19 protein-coding genes are annotated in these 26,588 nt (G+C 63.3%); 15 read left to right on the top strand and 4 right to left on the bottom strand.

Annotation, left to right across the window (positions count from 1 at the left end; genetic code table 11):
• Positions 1-76 precede the first annotated feature (76 nt).
• The 5 genes from L9B60_RS08490 to L9B60_RS08470 all read left to right on the top strand — a co-directional run bounded on the left by L9B60_RS08490 (position 77) and on the right by L9B60_RS08470 (position 5,298).
• Positions 77-1,150 carry a DUF2333 family protein gene (locus tag L9B60_RS08490; RefSeq protein WP_249678048.1) on the top strand — a complete coding sequence of 358 codons (1,074 nt, stop codon included), beginning with the start codon at positions 77-79 and terminating at the stop codon, positions 1,148-1,150.
• Entirely contained in the window at positions 1,150-1,689 is a 540-nt protein-coding gene (locus L9B60_RS08485) for an NUDIX hydrolase (protein WP_249678047.1), read from the top strand. Before L9B60_RS08490 ends, L9B60_RS08485 begins: the two co-directional genes overlap by 1 nt.
• A gap of 322 nt (positions 1,690-2,011) precedes the next feature.
• Positions 2,012-2,383, top strand: a complete 372-nt coding sequence (locus tag L9B60_RS08480) for a translation initiation factor Sui1 (protein WP_249678046.1) — start codon at positions 2,012-2,014, stop codon at positions 2,381-2,383.
• Positions 2,384-2,525: 142 nt separating this feature from the next.
• Positions 2,526-4,439 carry an arginine decarboxylase gene (speA, locus tag L9B60_RS08475; protein ID WP_249678045.1) on the top strand — a complete coding sequence of 638 codons (1,914 nt, stop codon included), beginning with the start codon at positions 2,526-2,528 and terminating at the stop codon, positions 4,437-4,439.
• A gap of 4 nt (positions 4,440-4,443) precedes the next feature.
• Positions 4,444-5,298 carry an alpha/beta hydrolase gene (locus L9B60_RS08470; protein WP_249678044.1) on the top strand — a complete coding sequence of 285 codons (855 nt, stop codon included), beginning with the start codon at positions 4,444-4,446 and terminating at the stop codon, positions 5,296-5,298.
• A 30-nt stretch (positions 5,299-5,328) separates the two neighbouring features.
• Here L9B60_RS08470 and L9B60_RS08465 read toward each other — a convergent pair whose 3' ends face one another.
• Entirely contained in the window at positions 5,329-6,669 is a 1,341-nt protein-coding gene (locus L9B60_RS08465) for an MATE family efflux transporter (RefSeq protein WP_249678043.1), read from the bottom strand.
• Positions 6,670-6,838: 169 nt separating this feature from the next.
• On the opposite strand from L9B60_RS08465, the gene L9B60_RS08460 reads away from it, so the two are divergent.
• Positions 6,839-11,749, top strand: coding sequence for an alpha-2-macroglobulin family protein (locus L9B60_RS08460; protein WP_249678042.1), 4,911 nt, complete (start codon positions 6,839-6,841; stop codon positions 11,747-11,749).
• A gap of 66 nt (positions 11,750-11,815) precedes the next feature.
• On the opposite strand, the gene L9B60_RS08455 is transcribed toward L9B60_RS08460, so the two are convergent.
• Positions 11,816-12,109, bottom strand: a complete 294-nt coding sequence (locus L9B60_RS08455) for a hypothetical protein (protein WP_249678041.1) — start codon at positions 12,107-12,109, stop codon at positions 11,816-11,818.
• Between the two features lie 158 nt (positions 12,110-12,267).
• Between L9B60_RS08455 and pbpC the strand changes: the two genes are divergently transcribed.
• The 4 genes from pbpC to L9B60_RS08435 all read left to right on the top strand — a co-directional run bounded on the left by pbpC (position 12,268) and on the right by L9B60_RS08435 (position 19,745).
• Entirely contained in the window at positions 12,268-14,583 is a 2,316-nt protein-coding gene (gene pbpC / locus L9B60_RS08450; protein WP_283780630.1) for a peptidoglycan glycosyltransferase PbpC, read from the top strand.
• Positions 14,584-14,837: 254 nt separating this feature from the next.
• Positions 14,838-16,337 (top strand): collagen-like triple helix repeat-containing protein, encoded by a 1,500-nt coding sequence (locus tag L9B60_RS08445; RefSeq protein ID WP_249678039.1) that lies wholly within the window; start codon positions 14,838-14,840, stop codon positions 16,335-16,337.
• 168 nt (positions 16,338-16,505) lie between these two features.
• On the top strand, positions 16,506-18,176 hold the full coding sequence (locus tag L9B60_RS08440) for a ShlB/FhaC/HecB family hemolysin secretion/activation protein (RefSeq protein ID WP_249678037.1): 1,671 nt from the start codon (positions 16,506-16,508) through the stop codon (positions 18,174-18,176).
• A 639-nt stretch (positions 18,177-18,815) separates the two neighbouring features.
• Positions 18,816-19,745: an IS110 family RNA-guided transposase gene (locus L9B60_RS08435; RefSeq protein ID WP_249678035.1), complete on the top strand. Its 930-nt coding sequence runs from the start codon at positions 18,816-18,818 to the stop codon at positions 19,743-19,745.
• A gap of 303 nt (positions 19,746-20,048) precedes the next feature.
• Here L9B60_RS08435 and L9B60_RS08430 read toward each other — a convergent pair whose 3' ends face one another.
• Both L9B60_RS08430 and L9B60_RS08425 read right to left on the bottom strand, forming a co-directional pair.
• Entirely contained in the window at positions 20,049-20,459 is a 411-nt protein-coding gene (locus tag L9B60_RS08430) for a response regulator (RefSeq protein ID WP_249678033.1), read from the bottom strand.
• A gap of 69 nt (positions 20,460-20,528) precedes the next feature.
• Positions 20,529-20,804, bottom strand: coding sequence for a Flp family type IVb pilin (locus L9B60_RS08425; protein ID WP_249678030.1), 276 nt, complete (start codon positions 20,802-20,804; stop codon positions 20,529-20,531).
• Positions 20,805-21,047: 243 nt separating this feature from the next.
• On the opposite strand from L9B60_RS08425, the gene cpaB reads away from it, so the two are divergent.
• Genes cpaB through L9B60_RS08400 form a run of 5 tightly spaced genes read left to right on the top strand, consistent with a single transcriptional unit; the run spans position 21,048 to position 26,587 of the window.
• On the top strand, positions 21,048-21,980 hold the full coding sequence (gene cpaB / locus L9B60_RS08420; RefSeq protein WP_249678027.1) for a Flp pilus assembly protein CpaB: 933 nt from the start codon (positions 21,048-21,050) through the stop codon (positions 21,978-21,980).
• 15 nt (positions 21,981-21,995) lie between these two features.
• Complete coding sequence (locus L9B60_RS08415; protein ID WP_249678025.1) at positions 21,996-23,234, top strand: type II and III secretion system protein family protein; 1,239 nt, start codon at positions 21,996-21,998, stop codon at positions 23,232-23,234.
• A complete protein-coding gene (locus tag L9B60_RS08410) occupies positions 23,231-24,424 on the top strand; it encodes a CpaE/TadZ family protein (protein WP_249678023.1) in 1,194 nt (397 codons plus the stop codon). The genes L9B60_RS08415 and L9B60_RS08410 overlap by 4 nt, the downstream gene beginning before the upstream one ends.
• Positions 24,421-25,692, top strand: a complete 1,272-nt coding sequence (locus L9B60_RS08405; RefSeq protein WP_249678021.1) for a TadA family conjugal transfer-associated ATPase — start codon at positions 24,421-24,423, stop codon at positions 25,690-25,692. The genes L9B60_RS08410 and L9B60_RS08405 overlap by 4 nt, the downstream gene beginning before the upstream one ends.
• Before the next feature lie 10 nt (positions 25,693-25,702).
• Positions 25,703-26,587, top strand: coding sequence for a type II secretion system F family protein (locus L9B60_RS08400; protein WP_249678019.1), 885 nt, complete (start codon positions 25,703-25,705; stop codon positions 26,585-26,587).
• Position 26,588 lies beyond the last annotated feature (1 nt).

Below are 26,588 nucleotides of genomic sequence, written 5' to 3'. Positions count from 1 at the left end.
AAAATGACAGCAGCTGGCACGATGGATGGGGCTTGCGGTCGAACCCTAGAACTCAGTGATTTGAAAGGACATAGCCATGCTGGACTGGAAGAACCGCACAGGCAAAGGCGAGGCGCGCGAGCGTGTCGACAGCAAAGGGACCGCCACCCGCGGTTACTTAGGTGGCGTACTGGCCAGCCGTGCCGTGCTGGCCGTGATAGGCCTTTACCTGGTGGTGACCATCCTGCTGGGCTGGTATTGGAGCGAAGAGCCGTCGCTGTTCCCGGTGCAGCAGAACGCCCAGGCCGCCGCGGAACACGAAGGCCACAAGATGGTGGTGGGCTACACCACCGTTGAAACCTTGAAAACCGTAGCCGGCACCCTGTTGCACAAGCCCGGTGGCTATATTTCCAACGACCGCTTTCCGCCAGGCCTGTGGATGGACAACATGCCCAGCTGGGAATACGGCGTGCTGGTGCAGGTTCGCGACTTGAGCCGGGCACTGCGCAAGGACTTTGCCCGTTCGCAGTCGCAATCGGCCGAAGACGCGGATTTGGCGAAAGCTGAGCCCAAGTTCAACTTCGACAACAAGAGCTGGATCCTGCCGTCCAGCGAGTCGGAGTTCCAGGAAGGCATCAACGCCCTGAGCCGCTACCAGACTCGCCTGTCTGATCCAAACCAGAGTGGCGCCTTGTTCTATGCCCGCGCCGACAACCTGAACAACTGGCTGGGCGATGTCGCCACGCGCCTGGGTTCGTTGTCCCAGCGTTTGTCGGCCAGTGTTGGCCGGGTCAAGCTCAACAGCACCTTGAAGACTGAAACGGTTGCACCGGGCCAGGCACCGCAGGTGGACGAAGAAATCGTCGAAACCCCATGGATGCAGATCGACAACGTGTTCTACGAGGCACGTGGCCAGGCCTGGGCGCTGTCGCACTTGCTGCGCGCCATTGAAGTGGACTTCGCCGACGTGTTGGCCAAGAAAAACGCCACCGTCAGCGTGCGCCAGATCATCCGTGAACTGGAGGCTTCGCAAGAGCCGGTGTGGAGCCCGATGATCCTCAATGGCAGCGGTTTCGGCATACTGGCCAACCACTCGCTGGTCATGGCCAACTACATTTCCCGGGCCAATGCGGCAGTCATCGACCTTCGCCAACTGCTGTCGCAAGGCTGATGGTCACTATCTCACCGCTGGAGGCCGCGCACCGCGCCGCCTCCGATGCCGAGCTGATTGCCTGGGTCGACGAGCACGACAGCCCGCTGGGGGCACTGCCGCGCGCCGAATTGCGTGAGCGCGGGTTGATCGGCCGCGGCACCTACATACTTCTATTCAATAGCGCGGGTGAGTTGTGCGTGCATCGCCGCACCTTGAGCAAGGCGATCTACCCCGGTTACTGGGACGTTGCCGCAGGCGGCATGGTGCAGGCCGGCGAAAGCTTTGCCGAGTCGGCTGCGCGCGAGCTGGAAGAGGAGTTGGGCGTGGCCGGGGTTGAACTGACCGCCCACGAGCACTTCTTTTTCGACCAGCCGGGCAATCGGCTTTGGTGCGGAGTGTTTTCGGCCGTGTGGGACGGGCCGTTGAAGTTGCAGCCAGAAGAAGTGATGGAGGCCAGGTTCCTGCCCCTGGCCGATGCCTTGGCCGAGAGCCAGACTAAGCCCTATTGCCCCGACTCCCTGGCTGCCCTGCAACGCTTTGTAGCTAAACCCGCCTGACGGCAAACCTCTGTAGGAGCGGATTGATCCGCGAAAAGAACACCACGGTATGCCTGATGGATCGGCGGCGGTGTTTTCGCGGATAAATCCGCTCCTACATGACGGCAAGCGCCGCGGGGTCGCAAATGCTTCGATAAATGGCGCGTTTTGGCACTTAGCAAGCGGCGCATTTGCCGTTACACTGCGCGACCTTTTCAAGCTGAAACCCGCGTGCGGGCTTCAGTAGCGCTGCCCCTGCCTGAGTGGGGCTTCGCGGTCGGTCGATGGCTGGTTTCCAGTGCCTGTACCGATCAGTTTTTTCGTCCTCCGAAGAGGATTGCCGGTGGCCAAAAAAGCCGCATCCTTCGCCGCTCTCGGCGGCCTGGTGTTTTCCACCGATACAGGTCGGCATTGTCCGGACTGTCGTCAACCCATAGATGCCTGCACCTGCAAGCAGACCGTCATCCCCGAAGGTGACGGGATCGCCCGTGTGCGCCGCGAAAGCAAAGGCCGTGGCGGCAAGACCGTGACCACCGTCAGCGGCGTGCCGCTGGCGCTGGACGCGCTCAAGGACCTGGCCGCTACCCTCAAGCGCCGATGTGGCACGGGGGGCGCGCTCAAGGACGGTGTCATCGAGATCCAGGGCGACCACGTCGAGCTGCTCTTGGCAGAACTGGTCAAGCAGGGTTTCAAGGCGAAGAAGTCCGGCGGCTGATTCAGGCCGCCCCACCTTCGTTTTTAAACTTGGCGCGGCCCACAGGGTCTACCCTGCACATGCCGATAACCGTCATCTTCATTCTTTACACTGCGCCAACCCGCATGGCCGGTGGTTTCTGACTTTTCTATAGGGGACTTCGATGTCCGTAAGACGTACACGCAAAGACGATGGCAGCCAATGGACAGTAGCGGACAGCCGCGGTGTCTACGGGATTCGCCATTGGGGGGCCGGTTACTTCGCGATCAACGAGGCCGGGCGCGTGGAAGTGCGTCCGAACGGCCCGGGCAGTTCGCCCATCGACCTGTACGAGCAGGTCGACGAGCTGCGCAAGAGCGGTCTGTCGCTGCCGTTGCTGGTGCGTTTCCCCGATATCCTGCAAGACCGCGTGCGCCAGTTGACCGGCGCCTTCGACGCCAATATCGCGCGCCTGGAGTACCAGAGCGAGTACACCGCGCTGTACCCGATCAAGGTCAACCAGCAGGAAGCGGTGGTCGAGAACATCATCGCCACGCAAAACGTCTCGATTGGCCTTGAAGCCGGTTCCAAGCCCGAGCTGTTGGCGGTGCTGGCCCTGGCACCCAAAGGCGGCACCATCGTGTGCAACGGTTACAAGGACCGTGAGTTCATCCGCCTGGCCCTGATCGGCCAGAAGCTGGGCCACAACGTGTTCATCGTGATCGAGAAAGAGTCCGAAGTGGCGCTGGTGATCGAAGAGGCCGCTGAGCTTAAGGTCAAGCCGCAAGTGGGCCTGCGCGTGCGTCTGTCGTCCCTGGCGTCGAGCAAGTGGGCCGACACCGGTGGCGAGAAGTCCAAGTTTGGCCTGTCGGCCGCGCAACTGATCTCGGTGGTCGAGCGCTTCCGTGCTGCCGGCCTGGACCAGGGCATCCGCCTGCTGCACTTTCACATGGGTTCGCAGATCGCCAACCTGGCCGACTACCAGCACGGCTTCAAAGAAGCCATCCGTTACTACGGCGAGCTGCGTGCACTGGGCCTGCCAGTCGATCACATCGACGTGGGCGGTGGCCTGGGCGTGGACTACGACGGTACTCACTCGCGTAACGCCAGCTCCATCAACTACGACATGGACGACTACGCCGGCGTGGTGGTGGGCATGCTCAAGGAGTTCTGCGACGCGCAGGGCCTGCCGCACCCGCACATCTTCTCGGAAAGCGGCCGCTCGCTGACCGCCCACCACGCCATGCTGGTGGTGCAGGTGACCGACGTCGAGAAACACAACGACGAAGTGCCGGAAATCGACGATAAGGAAAGCCTGCCCGAAACCGTGCAATGGCTGGTCGACCTGCTGGGCCCGACCGACATCGAGATGGTCACCGAAACCTACTGGCGCGCCACGCACTACATGAGCGACGTGGCCACCCAGTACGCCGACGGCAAGATCACCCTGGCGCAAAAGGCCTTGGCCGAACAGTGCTACTTCGCCGTGTGCCGCCGCCTGCACAACTCGCTGAAGGCGCGTCAGCGCTCGCACCGCGTGGTGCTGGACGAACTCAACGACAAGTTGGCCGACAAGTACATCTGCAACTTCTCGGTGTTCCAGAGCCTGCCCGACACCTGGGCCATCGGCCAGGTATTGCCGATCTTGCCGCTGCATCGCCTGGACGAAGAGCCTTTGCGCCGCGCCGTGCTGCAAGACCTGACCTGCGACTCCGACGGCAAGATCAAGCAGTACGTCGACGAGCAGAGCATCGAGACCAGCTTGCCGGTGCACTCGGTCAACGAGGGCGAGGACTACCTGCTGGGCATCTTCCTGGTGGGCGCCTACCAGGAAATCCTCGGTGACATGCACAACCTGTTCGGTGACACCGACTCGGTGAACATCTACCAGAACCCGGACGGCAGCGTGTACCACGCCGGTATCGAGACCCATGACACCATCGAGGACATGCTGCGCTACGTGCACCTGTCGCCCGAGGAGTTGATGACTCACTACCGCGACAAGGTGGCCAGCGCCAAGATCAGCGTACGTGAACGCACTCAGTACCTGGACGCGTTGCGCCTGGGCCTGACCCGTTCCTCGTACCTGTCGTCGTGACGCAGTGAGGGCCGCGCTGGCTGTATTCACGGGGCTGCTGCTGGCAGCCCTGGCAGCCTGCTCGCCCTTGCGCATCATCGATGACCTGACGCCCAAGGACACCTTCAAGCGGGTCGAGGGCGTTGCCTACGGCGATGACCCCCGGCAAAAGCTGGATGTGTACCTGCCCCTAAAACCACTGCCGGCGACGCCGGTGGTGGTTTTTTTCTATGGGGGCAGTTGGAACAGCGGCGACCGCGGCGACTACCGCTTTGTGGGTGAGGCACTGGCCTCGCGCGGCATCATCGCCGTGGTGGCCGATTACCGGCTTTACCCACAGGTGCGCTACCCGTCCTTCCTCGAGGATGGCGCCAAGGCCGTGGCCTGGACCCATCGGCACATCGGCCAGTACGGCGGCGACGCGCATCGGCTGTTTCTGATGGGGCACAGTTCGGGGGCCTACAACGCCTCGATGCTGGCGCTCGACCCGCGCCTGCTGAATGCCGTGGGCCTGGCGCCCAGCGACATCCGTGGCTGGATCGGCCTGGCCGGCCCCTACGACTTTCTGCCGATCGAGAACAAGGATGTGAAACCAGTGTTCTTCTTCCCCAACTCGCCGCCAGACTCGCAGCCCATCAATCACGTCGCGAAGGGCGCGCCACCTGCGCTGCTGATTGCTTCAAGCAGCGACAATTTGGTCAACCCGCAGCGCAATACGGCGGGGCTGGCGCAGAAGCTGCGCGACAATGGGGTGCCGGTGGAGGAGTTCTACTATTCGCGCACCAACCACCAGACGCTGGTGGCAACCTTGTCCAAGCCGTTGAAGTGGTTAGCGCCGGTGATCGAAGACGTGACCGGGTTTATTCAGTCGACGCAGTGAAAGGCCTTCGCGGATTTATCCGCGAAAAGGTCACCCCGATATCCAGCCGTCGCGCTGCTGTATCCGCCACGCCATCCCCCCTAGCGTCAGCGCCCGCAGCGCCATGAACAACAGAAAACTGATCCACAGCCCATGGTTGCCCAACCCCAGGGTCAGCCACGCCACTGGCAGCATGATCACTACGCTGAGCACCATGCCATTGCGCATCTCCCGCGCCCGTGTCGCGCCGATGAACAGCCCGTCCAGCAGGTAGCTCCACACCGCGATCAGCGGCAGCAGCGCCAAGTACGGCAAATAAGCAAAGGCCGTTTCTCGCACTTCAAGGATGTTGGTCTGCATCTGTACGAACAGGTGCCCACCCACCAGGAACAGCACCGCAAACGCCAGGCTGGCCAGCAACGACCAACCGCAGGCCACGGTCATCGAGCGGCGCAGCGCATCGCGGTCGCGGGCGCCGATGGCGTGCCCGCACAACGCCTCCACGGCATGGGCCAGGCCATCCAGTGCCTGGGCCGTCAACAGCAGGCCGTTGAGTAACAGGGCGTTGGCGGCCACCGTGGCGTCGCCCAGGCGTGCGCCTTGCACCGTGATCAGAAAGAACACCCCCTGCAGCGCTAAGCTGCGTATGAAGATATCGCGGTTAACCGTGAGCATCGGCCGCCAGTTGTGCCACAGCTTGAGGGCCGCCCACGCGATCTGCCCCGGATAAGCGCGCAGCGCGGGCCGGGTCAGCGCCAGGCCGAGGATCACGGATATCCATTCGGCCAGCACCGAGGCTCGGGCCGAACCGACCACGCCCCAGTCCAGGCCGATGACGAACCACAGGTTGAGCACGATGTTGACCAGGTTGGTGGTCAACAGGATGGCCAGCGGCGCGCGGGCATTCTGCGTGCCCAGGAACCAGCCGACCAGGGCATAGGTGGCCAGCGCTGCAGGCAGGCCGAACAGGCGCACCTGGAAAAAGTCGTGGGTAGTCTGCTCCAGTGCCGCCGAGGGCTGCATCATGCCCAGTGCCAAGTGGCTGAAGGGCAGGGCGATGGCCCCCAGCAGTAGCGAAAAAATCGCCGCCAGCAGCAGCCCTTGCGCCAGCACTTGGCGCAAGGCCGCACCGTCATTGCGCCCGGCGGCCTGGGCGGCAAAGCCGGTTGCGCCCATGCGCAAAAAGCCCATGGCCCATGCCAGAAAACTGTAGAGGCTGGCACCCACGGCCACGGCACCCAGTTGGTGGGCATGGGGCAAGTGGCCGATCACGGCGCTGTCGACCAGCGCCACCAGCGGCACGGAAATATTCGACAGAATCATCGGCGCAGCCAGCGCCCAGACACGGCGGTGGGTAGCGCGGTCGCGCCAGTCGTCAAGCAATGTGGACATGCAGGCTCCTTGGTCGCCCGGGAGTGTACCCGAGACAACACCTCCCCCCGTAGGAGCGGATTCATCCGCGAAAAGAACGCCGCGATAACGTCAGGCAGGGCGCACGGTGCAAACCCTAATGTTGATATATCATTCACCCCCTGGAATACCACTGCCCCAAGAGTGCCCCATGCTGAACAAAGGATTGTGGCTGGCCTGTGTGCTGGCGTTGCTGAGTGCCTGTGACTCGTCCACCTCGGACAAGCCCGTCACCGCCCCCGAGCCGACCAAAGCAGCGGTCGTGAGCGAACCTGCCAAGGTCAAGCCCAAGGTTGATCTGGCCGAGCTGGGCAAGCGTTACGCCGGCCGCGAACTGACCGTGGCCGATGTGTCCGAGGTGCAATTGGACGGCGCCAGCACGCTGTCGGTGACCTTCACCGCGCCGCTGGACCCCAGCCAGAACTACGCCGACAAACTGCACTTGGTGGACACCGTCAAGGGCAAGGTCGACGGTGCCTGGGAGCTGGCCGACAACTTGATGGAACTGCGCCTGCGCCACCTGGAACCCAAGCGCAAGCTGGTGCTGACCATCGATGCGGGCCTGCGCAGCGTGAACCAGAATAGCTTGGCTGCCGAATACGTCAGCCGCCTGGAAACCCGCGACCTGGAACCCACCGTGGGCTTCGCCAGCCGGGGTTCGCTGCTGCCCACGCGCCTGGCAGAGGGGCTGCCGGTGATCGCGTTGAACGTGGCCAAGGTCGACGTCGAGTTCTTCCGCATCAAGCCTGAGCAACTGCCGGCGTTCCTGGCCCAATGGGGGCGCAACAGCAGCCTGCAGGCCTACGAGTCCAAGGACCTGCTGCCCATGGCCGACCTGGCGTACGGTGGCCGTTTTGACCTGAACCCGGCCCTTAACACCCGTGAAAACCTGTTGCTGCCCATTGCCGGCATCAAGCCGCTGCAAGCGCCCGGCGTGTACCTGGCAGTAATGCGCGCCTCGGGCACCTACAGTTACTCCAACCCGGCCACCCTGTTCACCCTCAGCGACATCGGCCTTTCGGTGCACCGCTACCAGAGCCGCCTGGACGTATTCACCCAAGCGCTGGAAGGCGGCAAGGCCATGGCCGGCGTGAACCTGGAGCTGCTTGATGGCGAAGGCCGCGTGTTGGGCCAGGGCAAGACCGACAGCGATGGCCACACCCAGTTGCCGTTGCCAGCCAAGGCTGAGGTACTGCTGGCCCAGCAGGGCGAGCAAACCAGCCTGCTGCGCCTGAACAGTTCGGCCCTGGACCTGGCCGAGTTCGACATCACCGGGCCGCGCGCGCACCCGCTGCAGTTCTTCGTGTTCGGCCCGCGCGACCTGTACCGCCCCGGCGAAACCGTGCTGCTCAATGGCCTGCTGCGCGACAACGACGGCCGCGCCCTGAAGCCGCAGCCGATTACCGTCCAAGTGCGCCGCCCTGATGATCAGGTCAGCCGCAAGTTCGTCTGGGAAGCCGATGCCTCCGGCCTCTATCAGTATCAACTGCAATTGGCTGGCGAAGCGCCCACCGGGCGCTGGCAGTTGACTTTCGACCTGGGCGACGGCAAACCGCAGGTCTATGAATTTCAGGTCGAAGACTTCCTGCCCGAGCGCATGGCCCTGGACCTCAAGGGCAGCGACACGCCGCTGAGCCCGGCCGACCCTGCCGAGATCGACGTGACCGGTCGCTACCTGTATGGCGCGCCGGCTTCGGGCAACCGCTTGAGTGGGCAGATTTACCTGCGGCCATTGCGCGACGCCGTGCCGGGGCTGCCGGGCTACCAGTTTGGGTCTATCACCGAGGAGCAATTGACCCAGGACCTGGAGCTCGATGAAAGCACCCTGGACGCCGACGGCAAGGCCACCATCGAAGTCCAAAGCCAGTGGGCCGATGCCAAGTCGCCGCTGCAATTGATCCTGCAAGCCAGCCTGCAAGAGTCGGGCGGGCGGCCCATTACCCGGCGCCTGATCCAACCGATCTGGCCTGCCGATCACTTGCCGGGCGTGCGCGCCCTATTCGACGGCGAGAGCACCGACAGCGATGGCCCGGCCGAATTTGAGCTGCTGATGGCCGATGCCGAAGGCCACAAGCTGGCGGCTGACAACCTCAAGGTGCGGCTGATTCGCGAGCGCCGCGACTACTACTGGAACTACTCGTCCAGCGATGGCTGGAGCTACAACTTCAACGAAAAATTCCTGACGCTGAACGAGGAGACCGTCAGCGTCAAAGAGGGCGGCACCGCCAAGGTGACCTTCCCGGTGGAGTGGGGCCCCTACCGCGTAGAGGTCCAAGACCCGCAAACAGGCATGGTCAGCAGCCTGCGCTTCTGGGCCGGCTACCGCTGGCAGGACAATGCCGACGGCGGCGCCGTGCGCCCCGACCAGGTCAAGCTGGCACTGGACAAGCCGGCCTACGCCGATGGCGATACGGCCAACATCACCGTCACGCCACCGTCGGCGGGCAAGGGCTACCTGTTGCTCGAGTCCAGCGACGGCCCGTTGTGGTGGCAAGAAATCGACGTGCCGGCCGAAGGCAAATCCTTCGCCGTGAAGCTGGACCCGAAATGGGCGCGCCACGACCTCTACGTCAGCGCACTGGTGGTGCGCCCCGGCGAGCGCAAGGCCAACGTCACGCCCAAGCGTGCCGTGGGCGTGCTGCACCTGCCGCTGGACCGCAGCCAGCGCAAACTGGCGCTGAGCCTGAGCGCGCCGGAAAAAATGCGACCCAAGCAACCGCTGAAAATCAAGCTGCAAGCCAAGGGCGCCGACGGCAGCGTGCCCAAGCAGGTGCATGTACTGGTAGCTGCGGTAGACGTGGGTATTCTGAATATCACCGACTACCCGACGCCTGATCCGTTCGCCAGCCTGTTTGGCCGCAAGGCCTATGGTGCCGACCAATTGGACGTGTACGGGCAACTGATCGAAGCCGGCCAGGGCCGCCTGGCCAGCCTGGCCTTTGGTGGTGACGCGGCGATGGCCAAGGGCGGCAAACGGCCGGATACCAGCGTGACCATCGTGGCCTTGCAAAGCACCCCGGTCACCCTCAACGACCAGGGCGAGGGCGAAGTCAGCGTCGACATCCCGGACTTCAACGGCGAGCTACGGGTGATGGCCCAGGCCTGGACCGACGACCGTTACGGCATGGCTGAGGCCAAGACCGTGGTGGCTGCGCCGTTGGTGGCCGAGTTGTCGATGCCGCGCTTCCTCGCCGGTGGCGACCAGACCAGCCTGGCGCTGGACTTGAGTAACCTCTCGGGCAAGGCACAAACCCTCAAGGTGCAGCTGGCCAGCAGCGGCCAGGTCAACCTGACGGGCAGCGTCGAGCAGAGCGTGCAGTTGGCCCAAGGCCAGCGCACCACCTTGAAAATACCTGTGCAGGCCCAGGGCGGGTTTGGCCAGGGCCGCATCAGCGTGACCGTCCAGGGGCTCGACCTGCCGGGCGAAAGCCTGCCGCCGTTCAGTCGCGAATGGACATTGGGCGTGCGCCCGGCCTACCCGGCGTTGCTCAAACATTACCGCGCGGTGCTCAAGGGTGAGGACTGGAGCCTGCCCGACAACGAACTGTCGTTGTTCGAACCGGCCGGACGTGAGGCGCTGTTGAGCCTGTCGAGCCGCCCGCCCTTGAACCTCGGCGAGCAGATCCGCGCACTCAAGGCATACCCCTATGGTTGCCTGGAGCAAACCACCAGTGGCTTGTACCCCTCGCTCTACGCCGACGCCGCCAGCCTGAAACGCCTGGGCCTGACGGGCGAGCCGGATGCCGAGCGCAAGCGCAAGATCGAACTGGGCATCGAGCGCTTGCTGGGCATGCAGCGCTACAACGGCAGTTTCGGCCTATGGGGCCCGGACGGCGAAGAGGAGTATTGGCTGACCGCCTACGTCACCGATTTCCTGTTGCGTGCCCGCGACCAGGGTTACGCGGTGCCAACCGATGCATTGAAAAAGGCCAGCGAACGGCTATTGCGTTATTTGCAAGAGCGCAACCTGATCGAAGTCAGCTACAGCGAAGATGCCGAGCACACCCGTTTTGCCGTGCAGGCTTACGCGGGCCTGGTGTTGGCGCGCAGCCAGCAGGCGCCGTTGGGGGCGCTGCGCAGCCTGTACGACCGCCGTGCCGATGCACGCTCCGGTTTGCCGCTGGTGCAACTGGCGATTGCCCTGCAGAAAATGGGCGACCAACCGCGTGCCGACTTGGCGCTGCAGGCTGGCCTGGCGGTCACCCGCAAGGCGAACGATTGGCTGGCCGACTACGGCAGCCCGTTGCGCGACCAGGCGATGATCCTGGCCCTGTTGCAGGAAAACGACCTGGCAGCCGGCCAGCGCGAACAGCGCCTGTTTGACCTGTCCGACCAAGTGGCCGCCAGCCAATGGCTATCGACCCAGGAGCGCAATGCACTGTTCCTGGCCGGGCGCGACCTGCTCGGCAAGCCCGAGTCGGCCTGGACCGCACGACTGAGCAGTGGCGGGCAGACGCGTGAGTTGAGCAACAACCAGCCCGGCATCAAGCTGGACGGCCCGTTGCTGGCCTCGCCACTAAGCGTGCACAACAACGGCACCGACACGTTGTACCAGCAACTGACCGTGTCGGGTTACCCCCAGCAGGCGCCGCTGGCCCACGGTGAAAACCTGAGTATCCGCCGCGACTACCTGGGCATGAACGGCCAGGCGCTGAACCTGCAAAACCTGAAAAGTGGCGACCTGGTGCTGGTGCACCTGGCTATCGCTGCCAAGCAGCGCGTGCCGGATGCCTTGGTGGTGGACTTGCTGCCGGCGGGCCTGGAGCTGGAAAACCAGAACCTGGCACAAAGCGCCGCCAGCCTGGACAACGCCAGCAGCAAGGTCAAGCAATGGCGCGAAGCGATGCAGAACGCTACTTTGGTGCACCAGGAGTATCGCGACGACCGCTACGTGGCGGCGCTCAACCTGGACGGCTACGGCACCACGCACTTGCTGTACCTGGCCCGCGCCGTCACGCCCGGCACTTATCGCGTGCCGCCGCCGCAGGTAGAGTCCATGTACCGGCCGAACTGGCAGGCAGTGGGCGATACCCCTGCCGACATGGTGATCAAGGGCAAATAGCGTTCGCGGATAAATTCGCTCCTGCAGACGGTGATACCGGTAGGAGCGGATTCATCCGCGAAGGCCTCAATGGATAATCCAGCTGAGCAGCCACAACCCAAGCACCATCCAGATCACCCCCAGCACGATCGAAGCACGCATGAACGCACGGATCGCCGAGAAGATCAGCATCAAGCCCACGATCAGGGCCAGGATGCTGACCAACGAAGTGTCCATGCCCAGCGTGCGTGACAGGCCTTCGACAAAATTACCGCCGGCGTGGGCCAGCAGGTTGAACAGCCAGCTCAAGCCATCGACGATAAAACGGATCACCGCGCCCAGCGCCTGACCCAGCCATTCGAAAAAGCCATCTGCATGCATAGTTGTCGCGTCCTGATTGATTTACCGGCGTTTGCGCTTTGGCCATGGGCCGGGCTGCCAAGTTCCCCGACCCCATGGTGGGCGACGCAGAATAAAGGTCTTTGCCCTTGAGCATCAGATTAGTTGCACGGCGCTGGCTACACACGCGCTGGGGGAAAATCTGCAAAAGGCTGCTGGCAGCAGGTCTGGCCGGTATCGCCCTGCTGTGGCTGGCCGACCGGATCTGGCCATTGCCGTTGCCCGGCGATGACCTGGCGCGGGTGGTGCTGGCCGAGGATGGCACGCCGCTGTGGCGCTTCGCCGATGCCGATGGCGTATGGCGTTACCCGGTAAGCGTGGATCAAGTGTCACCGTATTACCTGGAGGCGTTGCTGACCTACGAGGACCGCTGGTTCTACCAGCACCCAGGCGTCAACCCGTTTGCCTTGGCTCGTGCGGCCTGGCTGAATGTCTCGGGCGGGCGCGTGGTGTCGGGGGGCAGTACGCTGTCGATGCAAGTGGCGCGGCTGCTCGACCCGCACTCGCGCACCTTGGGCGGCAAGCTGCGGCAACTGTGGCGCACGCTGCAACTGGAGTGGCACCTGCCCAAGCAGCAGATCCTGGAAATCTACCTCAACCGGGCGCCCTTTGGCGGGACCTTGCAGGGCGTGGCGGCTGCCAGCTGGGCGTACCTGGGCAAACCCCCATCACAGCTCACCCGCGCCGAGGCGGCAACCCTGGCGGTGCTGCCCCAGGCACCCAGCCGGCTGCGCCCCGACCGCCATCCGGGGCGGGCGCAAAAGGCCCGTGACAAGGTGCTGCGCCGCCTCGACGACTATCAAGTGTGGCCCCACGTGGCCATTCAGGAAGCGCTTGAAGAGCCGCTGTTGCTGGCGCCACGCCAGGAGCCAGCCCTTGCGCCCTTGCTGGCGCGCCGGCTGAACCGTAATGACAGCCCGCCCCTGATCCGTACCACCCTGGATGCCGGGCTGCAGCGCCGCCTCGAAGACCTGTTGCTCAGTTGGCGGGCGCGTTTGCCCGAGCGCACCTCGGCGGCGATCCTGGTGGTTGAAGAACAGAACATGGCCGTGCGCGCCTACCTGGGTTCGGTGGACCTGAACGATGAGCGCCGCTTTGGCCACGTCGACATGATCAGTGCGGTGCGCTCGCCGGGGTCCACGCTCAAGCCCTTTTTGTATGGCATGGCCATGGATGCCGGGCTGATCCATTCCGAGTCACTGCTGCAGGATGTGCCACGCCGTTATGGCGACTACCGCCCGGGCAATTTCTCTTCCGGGTTCAGCGGGCCGGTGGCCGCAAGCTCTGCACTGGCCACGTCGCTCAACCTGCCTGCGGTACAGTTGCTCGAGGCCCTGGGGCCCAAGCGCTTCGACGGGCAACTGCGCAATGGCGGGCTGGGCCTGTTGCTGCCAGCGGCGGCTGAACCCAACCTTTCATTGATTTTGGGCGGGGTAGGCAGCCGGCTGGAAGACCTGGTGGCCGCCTACAGTGCCTTCGCCCGTGTCGGCAACAGCGCCAACCTGCGCTTGCAGCCTGATGACCCTTTGTATGAGCGGCGGATGATGTCGCCAGGCGCCGCCTGGATCATCCGCAAAATCCTCAGCGGCCAGGCCCGACCGGATCGCGACCCCACGGCCGAGTTGGTGCAGCGGCCGTTGTTGGCTTGGAAGACGGGCACCAGTTACGGCTTTCGCGATGCCTGGTCGATCGGCGTCGGGCCGCGCTACTTGATCGGCATCTGGATTGGCCGCCCGGATGGCACGCCGGTGCCGGGGCAATTTGGCCTGGCCTCGGCCGCGCCCTTGATGCTGCAAGTGCACGATGTGCTGGTCAATCGCGACAGCCAGCGCGGCATCGTCGCGCCGGTGCAGCCAGTGCCCGGCAACGTGGGGGTGGCGGCGATCTGTTGGCCACTGGGCCAGCCAATGGCGCGCCACGACCCCAACTGTCGGCGCCAGCGCTTCGCCTGGACGTTGGACAACACCACGCCGCCGACCTTGCAGGCGCAGGACCAACCCCTGGGTACGGGCTTGTGGGAGAAGGTCTGGGTCAACGCCCAAGGCCTTCGCGTGGACGCCCGTTGCCCAGGTGCCCAGGCCCGTGACATCGCCCTGTGGCCGGCGGCGCTGGAGCCCTGGCTGCCGCCTGGCGAGCGGCGCCAGGCACGCCTGCCTGCCGGCGACCAAGCCTGCCCGCCACCGGCCTTGCGGGCCATGGCAGCGCTGTCCATCGTCGGCGTGCGCCAAGGCGATCAACTGCGGCGCCCGGCGGCGAGCACGGCGCTGTTGCACCTGAACCTGTCGACGTTGGGCGGCACCGGGCACCGCTGGTGGTTTCTCAACGGTGCGCCGCTGGGCGATGGCAACGGCGAGGCGGGCCTGGACGCTACGTTCGATGAGGTGGGCCGCTATCAGCTCAGCGTGCTGGATGAAGCCGGACAAACCGCCAGCGTCGAATTCAACGTGATCGACTGATGGCTGAAACAATTAAGCCAAACAAGTTGTATATAGCACTAAGGTTATCGAACGATTACAAAGGTCTTGGTTTCTATTTCAACTGTATGAATTTTATGAGATTTAAATTGTACCAGTTAGGAAATATATAACGCGTTAATACCAAGTGCTGACTGGATCCATTTGCCCCGTACGCTGTTAATCCCTTCACAGGATGAAGCGCCTCAAGCGCGTTTCACATAAGAAGAACAGCAGTCGGTGCAAAGGAAAATCCCATGAACACTCAAGTGTGGAGCAAGTCAGTTACAGCGTTGGCATTGGTATTGGCCGTCAGCCTGAGCGGTTGCAGCAGTGGCGGCGGCGGGTCCAAGAGCCATGTCGACAGTTCATCGCCTGCCGCTGACAGCGGCAGCACCTCGGGCGGCACTTCGGGCGGTACGACGTCGGACGGTACTGCCAGCAATGGCTCCGGCACAGGTACTGGCACGGGTACGGGCACCGGCACCGGCACCGGCGATGGTTCAGGCACAGGTGGCGGTACCGGCGGTGGCCCTGTCACGCCGGCGGTCAGCCCGTTGGTCACCGCGCAGGTGGCCGAGCAGGTGGGCGACACTGTGTCCGGCCTTGGCAGCACCGTCACCAGCGTAGGTACTTCGGTGCAAGCACTCTCGCTGGGCAACGCCTCGGCGCTGACCGAAGGCACCGGTGGGCTGGTGGCCTCGGTGGGCGACGCGGTCACCGACTTGGGCGCAGGCATCACCACGGGCCTAGGTAGCCTGGGCACCGACACCAATGCGGTGGGCCTGACCTTGGCCAGCGTCGGCACCGCTACCGGCGACCTGGGCGGCGGCGTGTCGACCCTGGGCAAAAGCGTTTCTAAATTAGCCACTACCTCCGGCATCCAGCAGGTACCGGTGGTGGGCGGCGTGGTCAACGCGGCCGGCAACGTGGTGGACGGTGTAGGCGAACGGGTGACCATGCTCGGCGACACCCTGAGCAGCGCCACGACCAGTGGCCCCTTGGGCGCAGTGACCGATCAGTTAGGCGACCGCCTGGTGCCCGTGGTCGCCATGGTCGAAAGCACCACCAACAAAGTGGGCAGCAGCACCGGCCTGGGCAACCCGGTCAATGGTGTGTTGCAGGGCGTGAGCAGCACCTTGGGCAAAGTGGCTGATGGGGCCGGCGGTTCAAGCCTGGGGGCTGCGGTCGATGGTTTGGCCGGGGCCACCAGCAAAGCCGGCGGCCTGGTGGCAGGCGGCAGTGGCGGCACAGGGGGCAGCGGCTTGCTGGAAACCGTCGGCGGCGTGGTCGCGGCAGCCAGCACCGGCTTGAGTGCCGGCACCAGCAACGGCGTGGTCAGCTCGGCAGGCGGCAGCGGCACTTCAGCTGGCAACCTGGTGGCGGCGCTCGGGCCGGTGCTGGGTGGCAACGGCGTGGCCAATACCGCCGCCGGCGCACCGTTGCAGGCGCTCACCACTAACGTCGCCAGTGGCCTCAACCCGGTGGTCAACAATGTGGTGGCCGCGACCCAAGCCGTGGGCGGCGCGACTGGGCTGGGTAACGCGGTGAACAGCATCGTCGCCCCAGCCGGTGGCGCCGTCAGCAACCTGGGCAACCAGATTGCCGCCAGCAACGCCCCGGCCGCCGCCCAACTCGGCGCGACCGTGGCGGGCCTGGGCAACACCGTCACCGCGGTGGGCGGCGTACTCGACGGGGGCGCGGCAGCAGGCAGCGGCGTGGGCGGTTTGCTCAACACCCTGACCGGCCGCAAGTAACGGATCCGATTCCTGCGTTTCCTGCAGCACCTACTACGCTAATGCGTACGAGGGAATCTGATGATTCCCTCGTTTTTTTAGGACGCGTCAGTTGGCTCGGATCAGGCCTCGGAGACTGGCCGGTATTGCACCTTCTGGCGAACAAGGATTCTGGTCAGGGAGTGCCCTATGCGTGCCTGCGCATCTGTGATGTTTTTGAGTACCTGCTTGATTACTGCCGTACATGCCGATTCACTGCCAAGCTTTCTCAACAGCAACGAAACCGAACGTAACCTCCCGGCGCCCAACCTCCCCGCGGATGCCTTCCGCCCGGTGACGCCGGCCTTGCAATTGCCCACGCCCGCCGCCCAATCCCAGCCCTTGTTGATGAGTACCAAAGTGCACGTGCAACAGGTACGTATCGAAGGCGGGACGATTTATCCGCTGCAGGAACTGGGCGCCGCCTACCAGCCGTTCCTGGGCCGGGACGTTACCCTGGCCGAACTGATCGAGGCCACCCGTGGCCTCACCCAGCGCTACCAGCAGGACGGCTACCTGCTGTCCTATGCCTACCTGCCGCCGCAAGGTTTCGAGGCCGGCGTGGTGCGCGTGGTGTTGGTGGAAGGCTACATTCGCGACTACCAGTTGCAAGGTGACATCGGCCGCGTGGCCGCCTACCTTGACAAACTGGTGGCCAAACTCAAGGCCGAGCGGCCCCTTACGCGCAAGACCTTCGAGCGCTACACCACCTTGATGAGCCGGGTGCCCGGCGTGACCCTGGCGGCGCGAGTGCCGCCGCCGGGCAGCACCGATGGCGCCACCACGTTGATCGCCGAAGCCTCGCGCAAGCCCTTCACCAGCACCATGAGCCTGACCGGCGACAACCGCGACAGTACCCAGGCCTTGCTGGGCGTCAGCAGCAATGCACAGACCGCGATGGCCGAGCAGTTGAGCCTGAGCGGGCTGTTCCCACCGGGGGATGACAAAGAGCATTACTACCGGGCGGACTACAGCCAGTTCCTGGGCAGCGAAGGTATGCAACTGAGCCTGTCGGGGTCCAGATACCGCAGCGACCCGGCGGCCGACGTGCTGCTGGATAACGGCCTGCGGCTCAAGCCACACCGGGAAAACGATCGGTTTTCCGTGGGCGTCAGCTACCCACTGATTGCAGCGCCGGATCAGTTGCTCAGCCTGGGCGCGCGGCTGTATGGCGTGAATGACAAGACCGACTACCGAGTCGTGGGCTTCGATCAGAAAGTCGCCACCCGCACCGACGTGCGTGCGCTGGCGTTGGAAGGCGATTGGCGCACCTCCACGGCCACGCAATTGCGCATCGTCAGCGGCGGCGTTTACCAGGGCAGCAATGGCCTGGGCGCCAAGACCGATGCCGGTTATGACCTCGACTTTTTGCGCCTGCGCCTGTCCGGGGTGCAAAGCGATCGCTTCGCCGGCAATTGGCAGGGCGTGGTCTCGGGCGTGCTGTACTGGACCGACGACAGCCTGCCTGACAGCGAACGTGCGGTGTTTGGCGGGCAGAACTTCGGCCGTGGTTACCCCAACGACCAAGCCTCGGGTGACAAGGGCTGGGGCGGGGCGTACGAGCTTAACTACAGCTTCAAGCGCGACGGCACCTGGTTGAAGTTGCTGCAGCCCTACAGCGTCGTGGACGCCTCACGGGCCTGGTTCAACGAGTTGCCGGTGAAGGCGGCCGACTTGTCGTCGGTGGCGATGGGCATGCGTTTGAGTGACGCCAAATACTACAACGTGTCGTTGGAGGCGGCCAAGCCGGTGGCAGACAAGGCGCTCGATAGCAATAACCGCAGCGTGCGGTATACGCTGAGTTTCAGTTATCAGCTGTAGGTCTTGCGGCCCGGATGAATCCTACCGGCATACCCATCACCCCGTAGGAGCGGATTCATCCGCGAAAGCCACACCGCAGTGCATCAAACATACCGCGCCGCTTTCTTCGCGGATAAATCCGCTCCTACCGGCGTACGCATCACTCTGTAGGAGCGGATTAATCCGCGAAAGCCACACCGCAGAGCATCAGACATACCGCGCCGCTTTCTTCGCGGATGAATCCGCTCCTACCGGCATACGCATCACTCTGTAGGAGCGGATTCATCCGCGAAAGCCACACCGCAGTGCATCAGACACACTGCGCCGCTTTCTTCGCGGATGAATCCGCTCCTACCGGCGTACCCATCACCCCGTAGGAGCGGATTTATCCGCGAAAGCCACACCGCATAGCATCAGACATACCGCGCCGCTTTCTTCGCGGATGAATCCGCTTGTATCTGCAGAGGTGGTTAGACTTTGAGGTGAGAGCGGTGAGTAGCAAGCTGTTAATCCGTTGTGCTTGAAGCACGTGTAGGAGCAAAGCTGCTACCCACCTCTTCACTCTGGCGATAAAGCCCGAACAGTTGAACGAGCACCACTCGAATACAAGCGTGGGCCACGCCAGAGCGCTCTCACTCACAAGTGTAGGAGGGTCTGGCCATGTTGTCTTGGATTGGGATCGACGTTGCAAAAGCTAGCCTTGAAATTGGGATCAAGCCTCAAGGCATCACTTTCACTACTTCAAACGACCACGAGGGCCTAGCCCAGCTAGAGACTTGTCTTGGCCAACTTGAGGTCGGGCGAATTTTAATGGAGGCGACCGGCGGATACGAAAAGCTGGCCCTGCGCACGCTTCAGAAGGCTGGTCACAACGCCGTTTGTATCAATCCTGTTCGGGCTCGCCAGTTCGCAGAGGCGATGGGCAAAAGAGCTAAAACGGACAAGATTGATGCATTGGTCTTAGCCGACTTCGCATCGAAAATCGACGATTGTCGCAGCCAGGCATCGACTCCGGAGCGCGATGAGCTCAGGGAGCTGGTCAAGCAGCGTGATCGGTTCGTCCAGCAGCGTGATGACAATAAGCGTCGGCTCAAGCAAGCCAACTCGGCGGTGGTCATCGCCAATTTCAACCAGCACATTAAGCACTTGCGCGAGTTGATCAAACAGCTGGACAAGGTAATCAAGCAAGCCACGAAAAGCGTGGACTCCGACAGAGCGAAGCAACTGATGTCGGTAAAAGGCGTCGGCCCTGTCACAGTGGCAAGCTTGCTGTGCTACTTGCCAGAGCTTGGCTCACTGGACCGACGTGAGATAGCGGCCCTGGTCGGTGTGGCGCCCTATAACAACGACAGCGGCAACCGCTCTGGGCCGCGAAGTATCTGGGGTGGCCGAGCAAAAATGCGACGAGTTCTATACATGGCGTGCTGGGCTGCCATCCTGAGCAACCCGGAATTCAAAATGCGCTATAGCACGTTATGCGCGCGCGGAAAGTGCTCTAAAGTCGCTGTAGTAGCCTGTATGCGAGTATTTATCGTGAGGCTCAATGCGATGGTCAGGGATGGCACGGCCTGGAAGGCACAAGCGGCATGAAAGACTTGATCGCACTGAAAAGCAAAGCTTTGCAGTGCGATCAAAATTTAAGGCGGAAGACAGTTGCTCCTACCGGCGTACCCATCACTCCGTAGGAGCGGATTTATCCGCGAAAGCCACACCGCAGAGCATCAGACATACCGCGCCGCTTTCTTCGCGGATGAATCCGCTCCTACCGGCGTACCCATCACCCCGTAGGAGCGGATTTATCCGCGAAAGCCACACCGCAGTGCATCAGACACACCGCGCCGCTTTCTTCGCGGATGAATCCGCTCCTACAAGGGAAAGGGGGGGCGACGACCGTTAGCGGCCAACCAGCTGAATCTTGTTTTCCGGGAACAGGTTATTCAGGGTCTCGAGCAACCGCACGTGGTAGATCGGCTTGCGAAACAGGTCCAGCACCTGCAGCCGCAGCATGTCGCTGACGTCTTCCATGTCGGCGTGCCCGGAGGTGACGATCACCGGCAAGTGCTGGCGCGAGGTGTGTTCGCGCAGGCGCTTGATCAGCGACATGCCGCTTTCCTCGGGCATGCGCAGGTCGGTGATCACCAGGGCGATATCGGGGTTACGGGTCAGATGATGCAGGGCGAGTTTCACCGATGTTGCCGTATAGCAACAAAAGCCCTCGCCCTCCAGCAGCTCGGCGAGCTCCAGCAATGCATCCTCTTCATCGTCCACCAAAAGCAGCTGTTGGCGCGGGGGAGAGGTCGGCATGTTCAGTACCTGATCAGCGATGGGGATGACATCGTGAGCTTAGTCGAAAATGACAATGTACGAGCGGCCTCAGGTGCTGGGATTGATGGCAGTACTGATTTTGTTGAAGATTCCTTCGATGTCTGTCTTGAACCCGGACATTAGCCCAATCAACACCAACGCCACCATCGCAACCAGCACGGCGTACTCAATCGCCGAAGCGCCCTCGGTACGCCGCAGGAATAATTTCACTTGGTCTTTGAACTGGTCGATCACCACGAGTAAAAAATACATATACCGCTCCTTGCGCACCAGGCGCTTTCCACTGCGAGCTGACGGGGATGGATCCCCTTTCAACTCCAGCATTGGCAACGGGCCAGCTCTCGGCAACTGTATCTAGTAATTAACACTTTTGGATTAATCCAAAAGCATCCGTCAGGAATCCGTTGTTTTAAAAGGGCGACAACGTTTGCGCATAAAATCTCCGTGGCGGTAATGGCTTTTTGTCCCTAATGAACTACCTTCACATAGCGAAATAGTTATACGGAATTGTGCTGTTTGAACTTTCTTTACCGAAAGTGACAGCGGATTGGCATAGGGAGGCGCCGGATGAGCAGTCGTTTCACCTTGATTCTGGCCGGCATTTTTCTGGTAGGTGCCTTGATTGCCGGTTATTGGGGGCTTGTGTTGAGCCGCCCTGCAGCAACGCCAGTTGCCGTGCAGCCACCACCCGCGCAAGTGAACCCGCCAGCGGCTACCGTGGCAGAAGCGTCGCAAGCGCCCACCCTGCAAGCCGTTGCCGTGCTGGTGCGCGATGTGCCGGCCTTTACCGTGATCAGCCCGCAGGATGTTGCGCTTGAGCATGTGCGCATTGCCCCGGCGGGCAGTTTGCATGACCCGCAAGCGGCGATCGGCCACAAGACCCTGCGCGCCCTGAGCGCCGGCACCTGGCTCAACGAAGACAGTTTCAGCGAAGGCGGGCCACTGGCGCGGATGATCCGTTCCGATGAGCGCGCGTTGGCGGTGGCGGTGGACGAAGTTATCGGCGCGGCCGGGCAGTTGAGCCCCGGCGACTATGTCGATGTGATGCTTTACCTGCGCCAGGACCAGAGCAACCCTCAACAGTCGGCACAACTGGTGATACCTGCATTACGCGTGTTGAGCGTGGGCGAGCAGATGGGCGCCGCCAACGACGGCACGCCTGCCGCGCCGCCGGTGGCCGTCGATAACCGCAACCGTCGTACCGGCAACACCATGGTGCTGGCGGTGCCGCAAAGCCTGCTGAGCCGGTTGATGCTGGCGAGCCAGGCCGGGGTGTTGCGCCTGGCCGTGCGCAGCGCCGAGGAACAGCGCTTGGCGCAATACTGGTCGGGCACCCCGGAGTCGGCCCAGGCCCTGGCCAGCGCCAATCGCGAACTGCTGCAATTCAACCAGTTGGCCATGACGTCGCCCGTCAGCCAGCCGCGGCCAACGGGCGTTGCGCACGCACGCCCGGCCATAGAAGTGATTCGTGGCAACCAGATTACCCAGCAAACACCTTGAGCAAGGATGCCTTCGATGAGCTGTAGCTGCGTGCCGGTTTTTCGCCGATTGATGGTTGGCTTGATGGTAGCGGGATTCGGTGTCGACATCGCCCAGGCGGCCGCCAGCAACTGTTCGCAATTGGGCACTTTGCCGGCCGTGTATGAAGTGGGCCAGGGCCTGCAAAGTCAGTTGAGTTCGCCCGTGGCCATCACGCGCCTGGCAGTAGGTGACCCGAAAATCGCCGACGTGCACCCGGCCGGTGACAACGCGTTTTTGCTCACCGGCGTGGCGCCTGGCACCACCAGCCTGATGGTGTGGACGGCCTGCGCCAGTGCCCCGCGCCAAAGCATGGTGTTCGTGCGCGGCGCGGCCACTTCGGGTTTGACCAGCCAGGCGTTCGCCCCTTCCGATGACCCGTCGCTGCCTGCCCAGGTGCAGACCGACATTCGATTTGTCGAGGTTAGCCGCACCAAGCTCAAAGAGGCGGGCACCTCGATCTTTGGCAAGGGCTCCAACTTTCTGATCGGCTCGCCGGGCGCCGGCTCCGGAGTGGTCACCCCTGGCAGTATTGGCAGCGTGACCGGAGGGGCCAGCCTGGTCAGCAACAGCTTCAACATCGCCTTTGGCGGCGGCAAGGTACTGGGCCTGATCAACGCCTTGGAAAGCAGCGGTTTCGCCTACACCCTGGCACGCCCCAGCCTGGTCGCGCTGAGCGGGCAAAGCGCGAGTTTTTTGGCCGGTGGCGAGGTGCCGATCCCGGTGCCCAGCAGCGGTAGCGACAACATCGCCATCGAGTACAAGGAGTTCGGCATCCGCCTTACGCTCACGCCAACAGTCATCGGCCGCCAGCGCATCGCCCTGAAGGTGGCGCCCGAGGTCAGCGAGCTGGACTACTCCGGCGGCATCAGCATCGCCGGCACCACGGTGCCGGCGCTGACGGTGCGGCGTACCGACACCAGCATCTCCCTGGCCGACGGCGAAAGCTTCGTGATCAGCGGCCTGATCAGCAACCACACCACCTCCGACGTGGCCAAGTTTCCCGGCCTGGGCGACATCCCGATCCTGGGCGCGTTTTTTCGCAACTCATCGGTCAACCGCGAAGAGCGCGAACTGCTGATGATCGTCACCCCGCACCTGGTGCAACCGCTGGCCGCCGACGCCACGCTGCCGTCCTTGCCGGGTGAGCAACTGCGCAACTATGACCCCAACTGGTACCGCCTGTACTTTCTGGAAAACGGCAATTTCGACCGCCGCACGGGGCTATCCCAATGAGCCAGAGCCTGAGCCAGACCTTTCTCGCGATCACCCGCAACGACAGCGACCTCGAATGGCTGCAGGGCGCGCTGGCGCCCTTGGGCCAGGTGGTAAGCGCCGGCAGCGGCAGCCTCGACGAATTGCTCGCGCTGGTGGACGTGACCTTCGCAAGCCTGGTGTTCGTGGGCCTGGACCGCGAGCATGTGGTCAACCAGTGCGCGATGATCGAAGGCGCGCTGGAGGCCAAGCCGATGCTGGCCGTGGTCGCCCTGGGCGATGGCATGGACAACCAACTGGTGCTCAACGCCATGCGTGCCGGTGCCCGTGACTTTGTCGCCTACGGTTCGCGCTCCAGCGAAGTGGCCGGGCTGGTGCGGCGCCTCAGCAAGCGCCTGCCGCCCGTGGCGCCCAACCCCAACCTGGGTGGCCTGACCGTGTTGTACGGCGCGCAAAGCGATGCCGACGGTGCCTTGTTGTCGATGCACCTGGCCTTGGTGGTGCAGAAGAGCGGGCAGAAAACCCTGTTGCTCGACCTCGGCCAGCCCCGGGGTGACACGCTGGCGTTGCTGGGCCTGGAGGCCACCTTCAACTTCGGCGACGCTTTGCGCAACCTACGGCGCCTGGACACCACGATGATCGACAGCGCCTTTGCCACCGCGCCGTCGGGCACCCGCATACTGGCCCAGGCCGACGCCGACGAAGCATTGGAAAAAACCAGCGCGGCCGAGCTCTACATGCTGCTCAGTGCGCTGCGCCAGCACTTCCAGCACATCGTGGTGAACCTGACCGGCCAGCCCGACAGCGAAGCCCTGCGCACCTTCGTCAGCCACTGCGACAAGCTGCTCTGGTACACCGACCAGAACGTGCTGAACTGCCGGCGCAACCTGGCGATGCTGACCTTGTGGCGGGAAAAAGGCATGAAGCTGCAGCACGCGCGCTTGCTGGTGGACCGTTACATGAAGTCGGTGGCCCCCGACTCCGACACCCTGGGCAAAAGCTTCGGCCTGCCGGTGTTGTCGGTGTTGCCGTTCAACCCCGAAGTGCGCATGAACACCAAGAACCAAGGTTTGAGCCTGTTCGAACTGGCCCCGCGGGAAACCCTGACCCATGGTCTCAAGGACCTGGGCGAACGCCTGGCCAAACGCTCCGAAGGCCTCAAGCCGGCGGGCATCAAATGGCTCAACCGGCTGATGGGGGCCAAACCATGAGCGAGAAACTCTTCGGCGGCCCGCGTGCGCAGCCTTCCGCTGGCGACCCGCAAGGGCTCAAGCTGGTGCTGCATCGGTTTATCATCGATGCCATCGAGGAGTCGGGGAAAAACCTGCTGGAGGGCTCGCGTGCTTCGTTGGCGCAGTTCGTCACGGACAAGGTCAGCGACTACATCGCCCGCCGCCACCTGGCGATTTCTCGCTACGAAATGGAGCGCCTGGCCGAAGAGTTGGTCGATGAACTGACCGGCTTCGGCCCGCTGGAGGTCCTGCTGCGCGACCCCAGCGTGACTGAAATCCTGGTCAACGGCCCGCACCGGGTGTTCGTCGAGCGCCAAGGCGTATTGCAGCACACCGACTTGCGCTTCATCGACGCGCACCATGTGGAACGGGTGATGCAGCGCATCCTCGCGCCATTGGGGCGGCGCTTGGACGAGTCCTCTCCAATGGTGGATGCACGCATGCCCGATGGCAGCCGGGTGAATGCGATCATCCCGCCCATTGCCCTGGACGGGCCGTGCCTGTCGATTCGAAAGTTTCGCAAAGACATGCTCAAAAGTGCAGACCTTGTGGCCTCGCAAACCATCGACCAGGCGATTTTCGATTTTTTCAGCGACGCCGTCGGCAAGCGCTGCAACGTGTTGGTGAGCGGCGGGACCGGCACCGGCAAGACCACCTTGCTGAACATTCTGAGCCAGATGATCAGCCCGCGCGAACGCCTGGTGACCATCGAGGACGTCGCCGAACTGCAACTGGACCACCCGCACGTGGTGCGCCTGGAAACGCGCCCGCCCAATGCCGAGGGGCACGGCGAGGTCAAGGCCAGCGACCTGATCCGCAACGCCCTGCGGATGCGCCCCGATCGCATCATTTTGGGTGAGATTCGCGGCGTGGAAGTGGTCGACGTGTTGACCGCGATGAACACCGGCCACGACGGCTCCATGAGCACGGTGCACGCCAACAATGCCCAGGACGCGTTGCTACGCCTGGAAACCCTGGTGGGCCTGACCGGGCGCCAGGTGGCCGAGAAAACCTTGCGGCAAATGATCTGCGCGGCCCTCGATGTGGTGATCCAACTGGTGCGCCTGCCGGACGGGCGCCGCTGTGTCAGCGAGGTAGTGGAAGTGGTGGGTGTGCGCGATGACGTCTACGTCACCAACACCTTGTTCCGCCTGGACCGTCGCGCTGGCATCAGCTTCCAGCGCGAGGCCGTCAACCCGGCGGGCGAGAAGCTGCGCCGCGACCCGCTTGGCCCGTCGGCCCATTAGGAGCGCCACGATGATCGCGCCGCTGCTGCTCGCCATTCTCTGCCTGGCAATGCTCGGCCTCAGTGCCTGGCTGGTGCTGAGCAGTGCGCGCAAGACTGGCGAGCAGCGCACCATGACCCGGCTGAACCAGGGGCAGGTTGAAGTGCAAACGGTGCAGGCGGGGCGCGTATGGCTGGATCGCATGCTGCTGCGCGCCGGGTTGCGCGGCTCGGGCGAGCGGCTGAAATTATGGTTGATGGGCTGGGGCGTGTTGGTGCTGATAGGCCTTTTGTTCGCAGGAGCCAGCGGCCTGCTGGCCATGCTGCTGTTGCCACCGATCGTTGCCCGGCTGTACATCGCCTGGTGCTATAACCGCAGGATGCGGCGTTTGGTTGAGCAATTGCCGGCGTTGCTGGACCATGCCGTGCGCAGCCTGAAAGCCGGGCGCACCCTGACCGACGCGATACTGGGCGCCGTGGATGACACCCTGGACCCGCTCAAGGAAGTCATGGCCCGCGTGCAGCGCAACGTCAACCTGGGCGTGAGCCTGGCCGATGCGATGAAGGACTTGGCCGACCTGTACGAGCTGGAGGAGCTGCGCATGCTGGCGCTGGGCCTGAGCATCAACCATCGCTTCGGCGGCAATGCCAGCGAGTTGCTGGAGAACCTGATCAAGGTGATCCGCGAGCGCGACCAAGGCGCCCGGCAGTTGCGCGCCATGACCGGAGAAACCCGAACCACAGCCTACATTTTGGCGGCGTTGCCGTTGCTGATGATCGGCTACTTCATGGCAGTAAACCCGCAATACCTGATGCACATGTGGAACGATGCCAGCGGCCAACACCTGTTGCTGGTTGCGTTGTTACTGCAGGCACTGGGCTGTTTCGCCCTCTGGCGCATGCTGAGGAGTATCTGAG

The sequence above is a fragment of the Pseudomonas abieticivorans genome (assembly GCF_023509015.1).
Classification (GTDB): Bacteria; Pseudomonadota; Gammaproteobacteria; order Pseudomonadales; family Pseudomonadaceae; genus Aquipseudomonas; species Aquipseudomonas abieticivorans.
This window is presented reverse-complemented; position numbering and strand designations above follow the sequence as displayed.

Bases quoted from the DNA above. Each gene is read 5' to 3' on its own strand.
- L9B60_RS08460 (WP_249678042.1), top strand. From the start codon at position 6,839: ATGCTGAACAAAGGATTGTGGCTGGCCTGTGTGCTGGCGTTGCTGAGT.
- L9B60_RS08425 (WP_249678030.1), bottom strand. From the start codon at position 20,804: ATGCTGGAGTTGAAAGGGGATCCATCCCCGTCAGCTCGCAGTGGAAAG.
- L9B60_RS08435 (WP_249678035.1), top strand. From the start codon at position 18,816: ATGTTGTCTTGGATTGGGATCGACGTTGCAAAAGCTAGCCTTGAAATT.
- L9B60_RS08405 (WP_249678021.1), top strand. From the start codon at position 24,421: ATGAGCGAGAAACTCTTCGGCGGCCCGCGTGCGCAGCCTTCCGCTGGC.
- speA (WP_249678045.1), top strand. From the start codon at position 2,526: ATGTCCGTAAGACGTACACGCAAAGACGATGGCAGCCAATGGACAGTA.
- L9B60_RS08490 (WP_249678048.1), top strand. From the start codon at position 77: ATGCTGGACTGGAAGAACCGCACAGGCAAAGGCGAGGCGCGCGAGCGT.
- L9B60_RS08440 (WP_249678037.1), top strand. From the start codon at position 16,506: ATGCGTGCCTGCGCATCTGTGATGTTTTTGAGTACCTGCTTGATTACT.
- cpaB (WP_249678027.1), top strand. From the start codon at position 21,048: ATGAGCAGTCGTTTCACCTTGATTCTGGCCGGCATTTTTCTGGTAGGT.
- L9B60_RS08415 (WP_249678025.1), top strand. From the start codon at position 21,996: ATGAGCTGTAGCTGCGTGCCGGTTTTTCGCCGATTGATGGTTGGCTTG.
- L9B60_RS08430 (WP_249678033.1), bottom strand. From the start codon at position 20,459: ATGCCGACCTCTCCCCCGCGCCAACAGCTGCTTTTGGTGGACGATGAA.
- L9B60_RS08465 (WP_249678043.1), bottom strand. From the start codon at position 6,669: ATGTCCACATTGCTTGACGACTGGCGCGACCGCGCTACCCACCGCCGT.
- L9B60_RS08410 (WP_249678023.1), top strand. From the start codon at position 23,231: ATGAGCCAGAGCCTGAGCCAGACCTTTCTCGCGATCACCCGCAACGAC.
- L9B60_RS08400 (WP_249678019.1), top strand. From the start codon at position 25,703: ATGATCGCGCCGCTGCTGCTCGCCATTCTCTGCCTGGCAATGCTCGGC.
- L9B60_RS08485 (WP_249678047.1), top strand. From the start codon at position 1,150: ATGGTCACTATCTCACCGCTGGAGGCCGCGCACCGCGCCGCCTCCGAT.
- L9B60_RS08445 (WP_249678039.1), top strand. From the start codon at position 14,838: ATGAACACTCAAGTGTGGAGCAAGTCAGTTACAGCGTTGGCATTGGTA.
- L9B60_RS08455 (WP_249678041.1), bottom strand. From the start codon at position 12,109: ATGCATGCAGATGGCTTTTTCGAATGGCTGGGTCAGGCGCTGGGCGCG.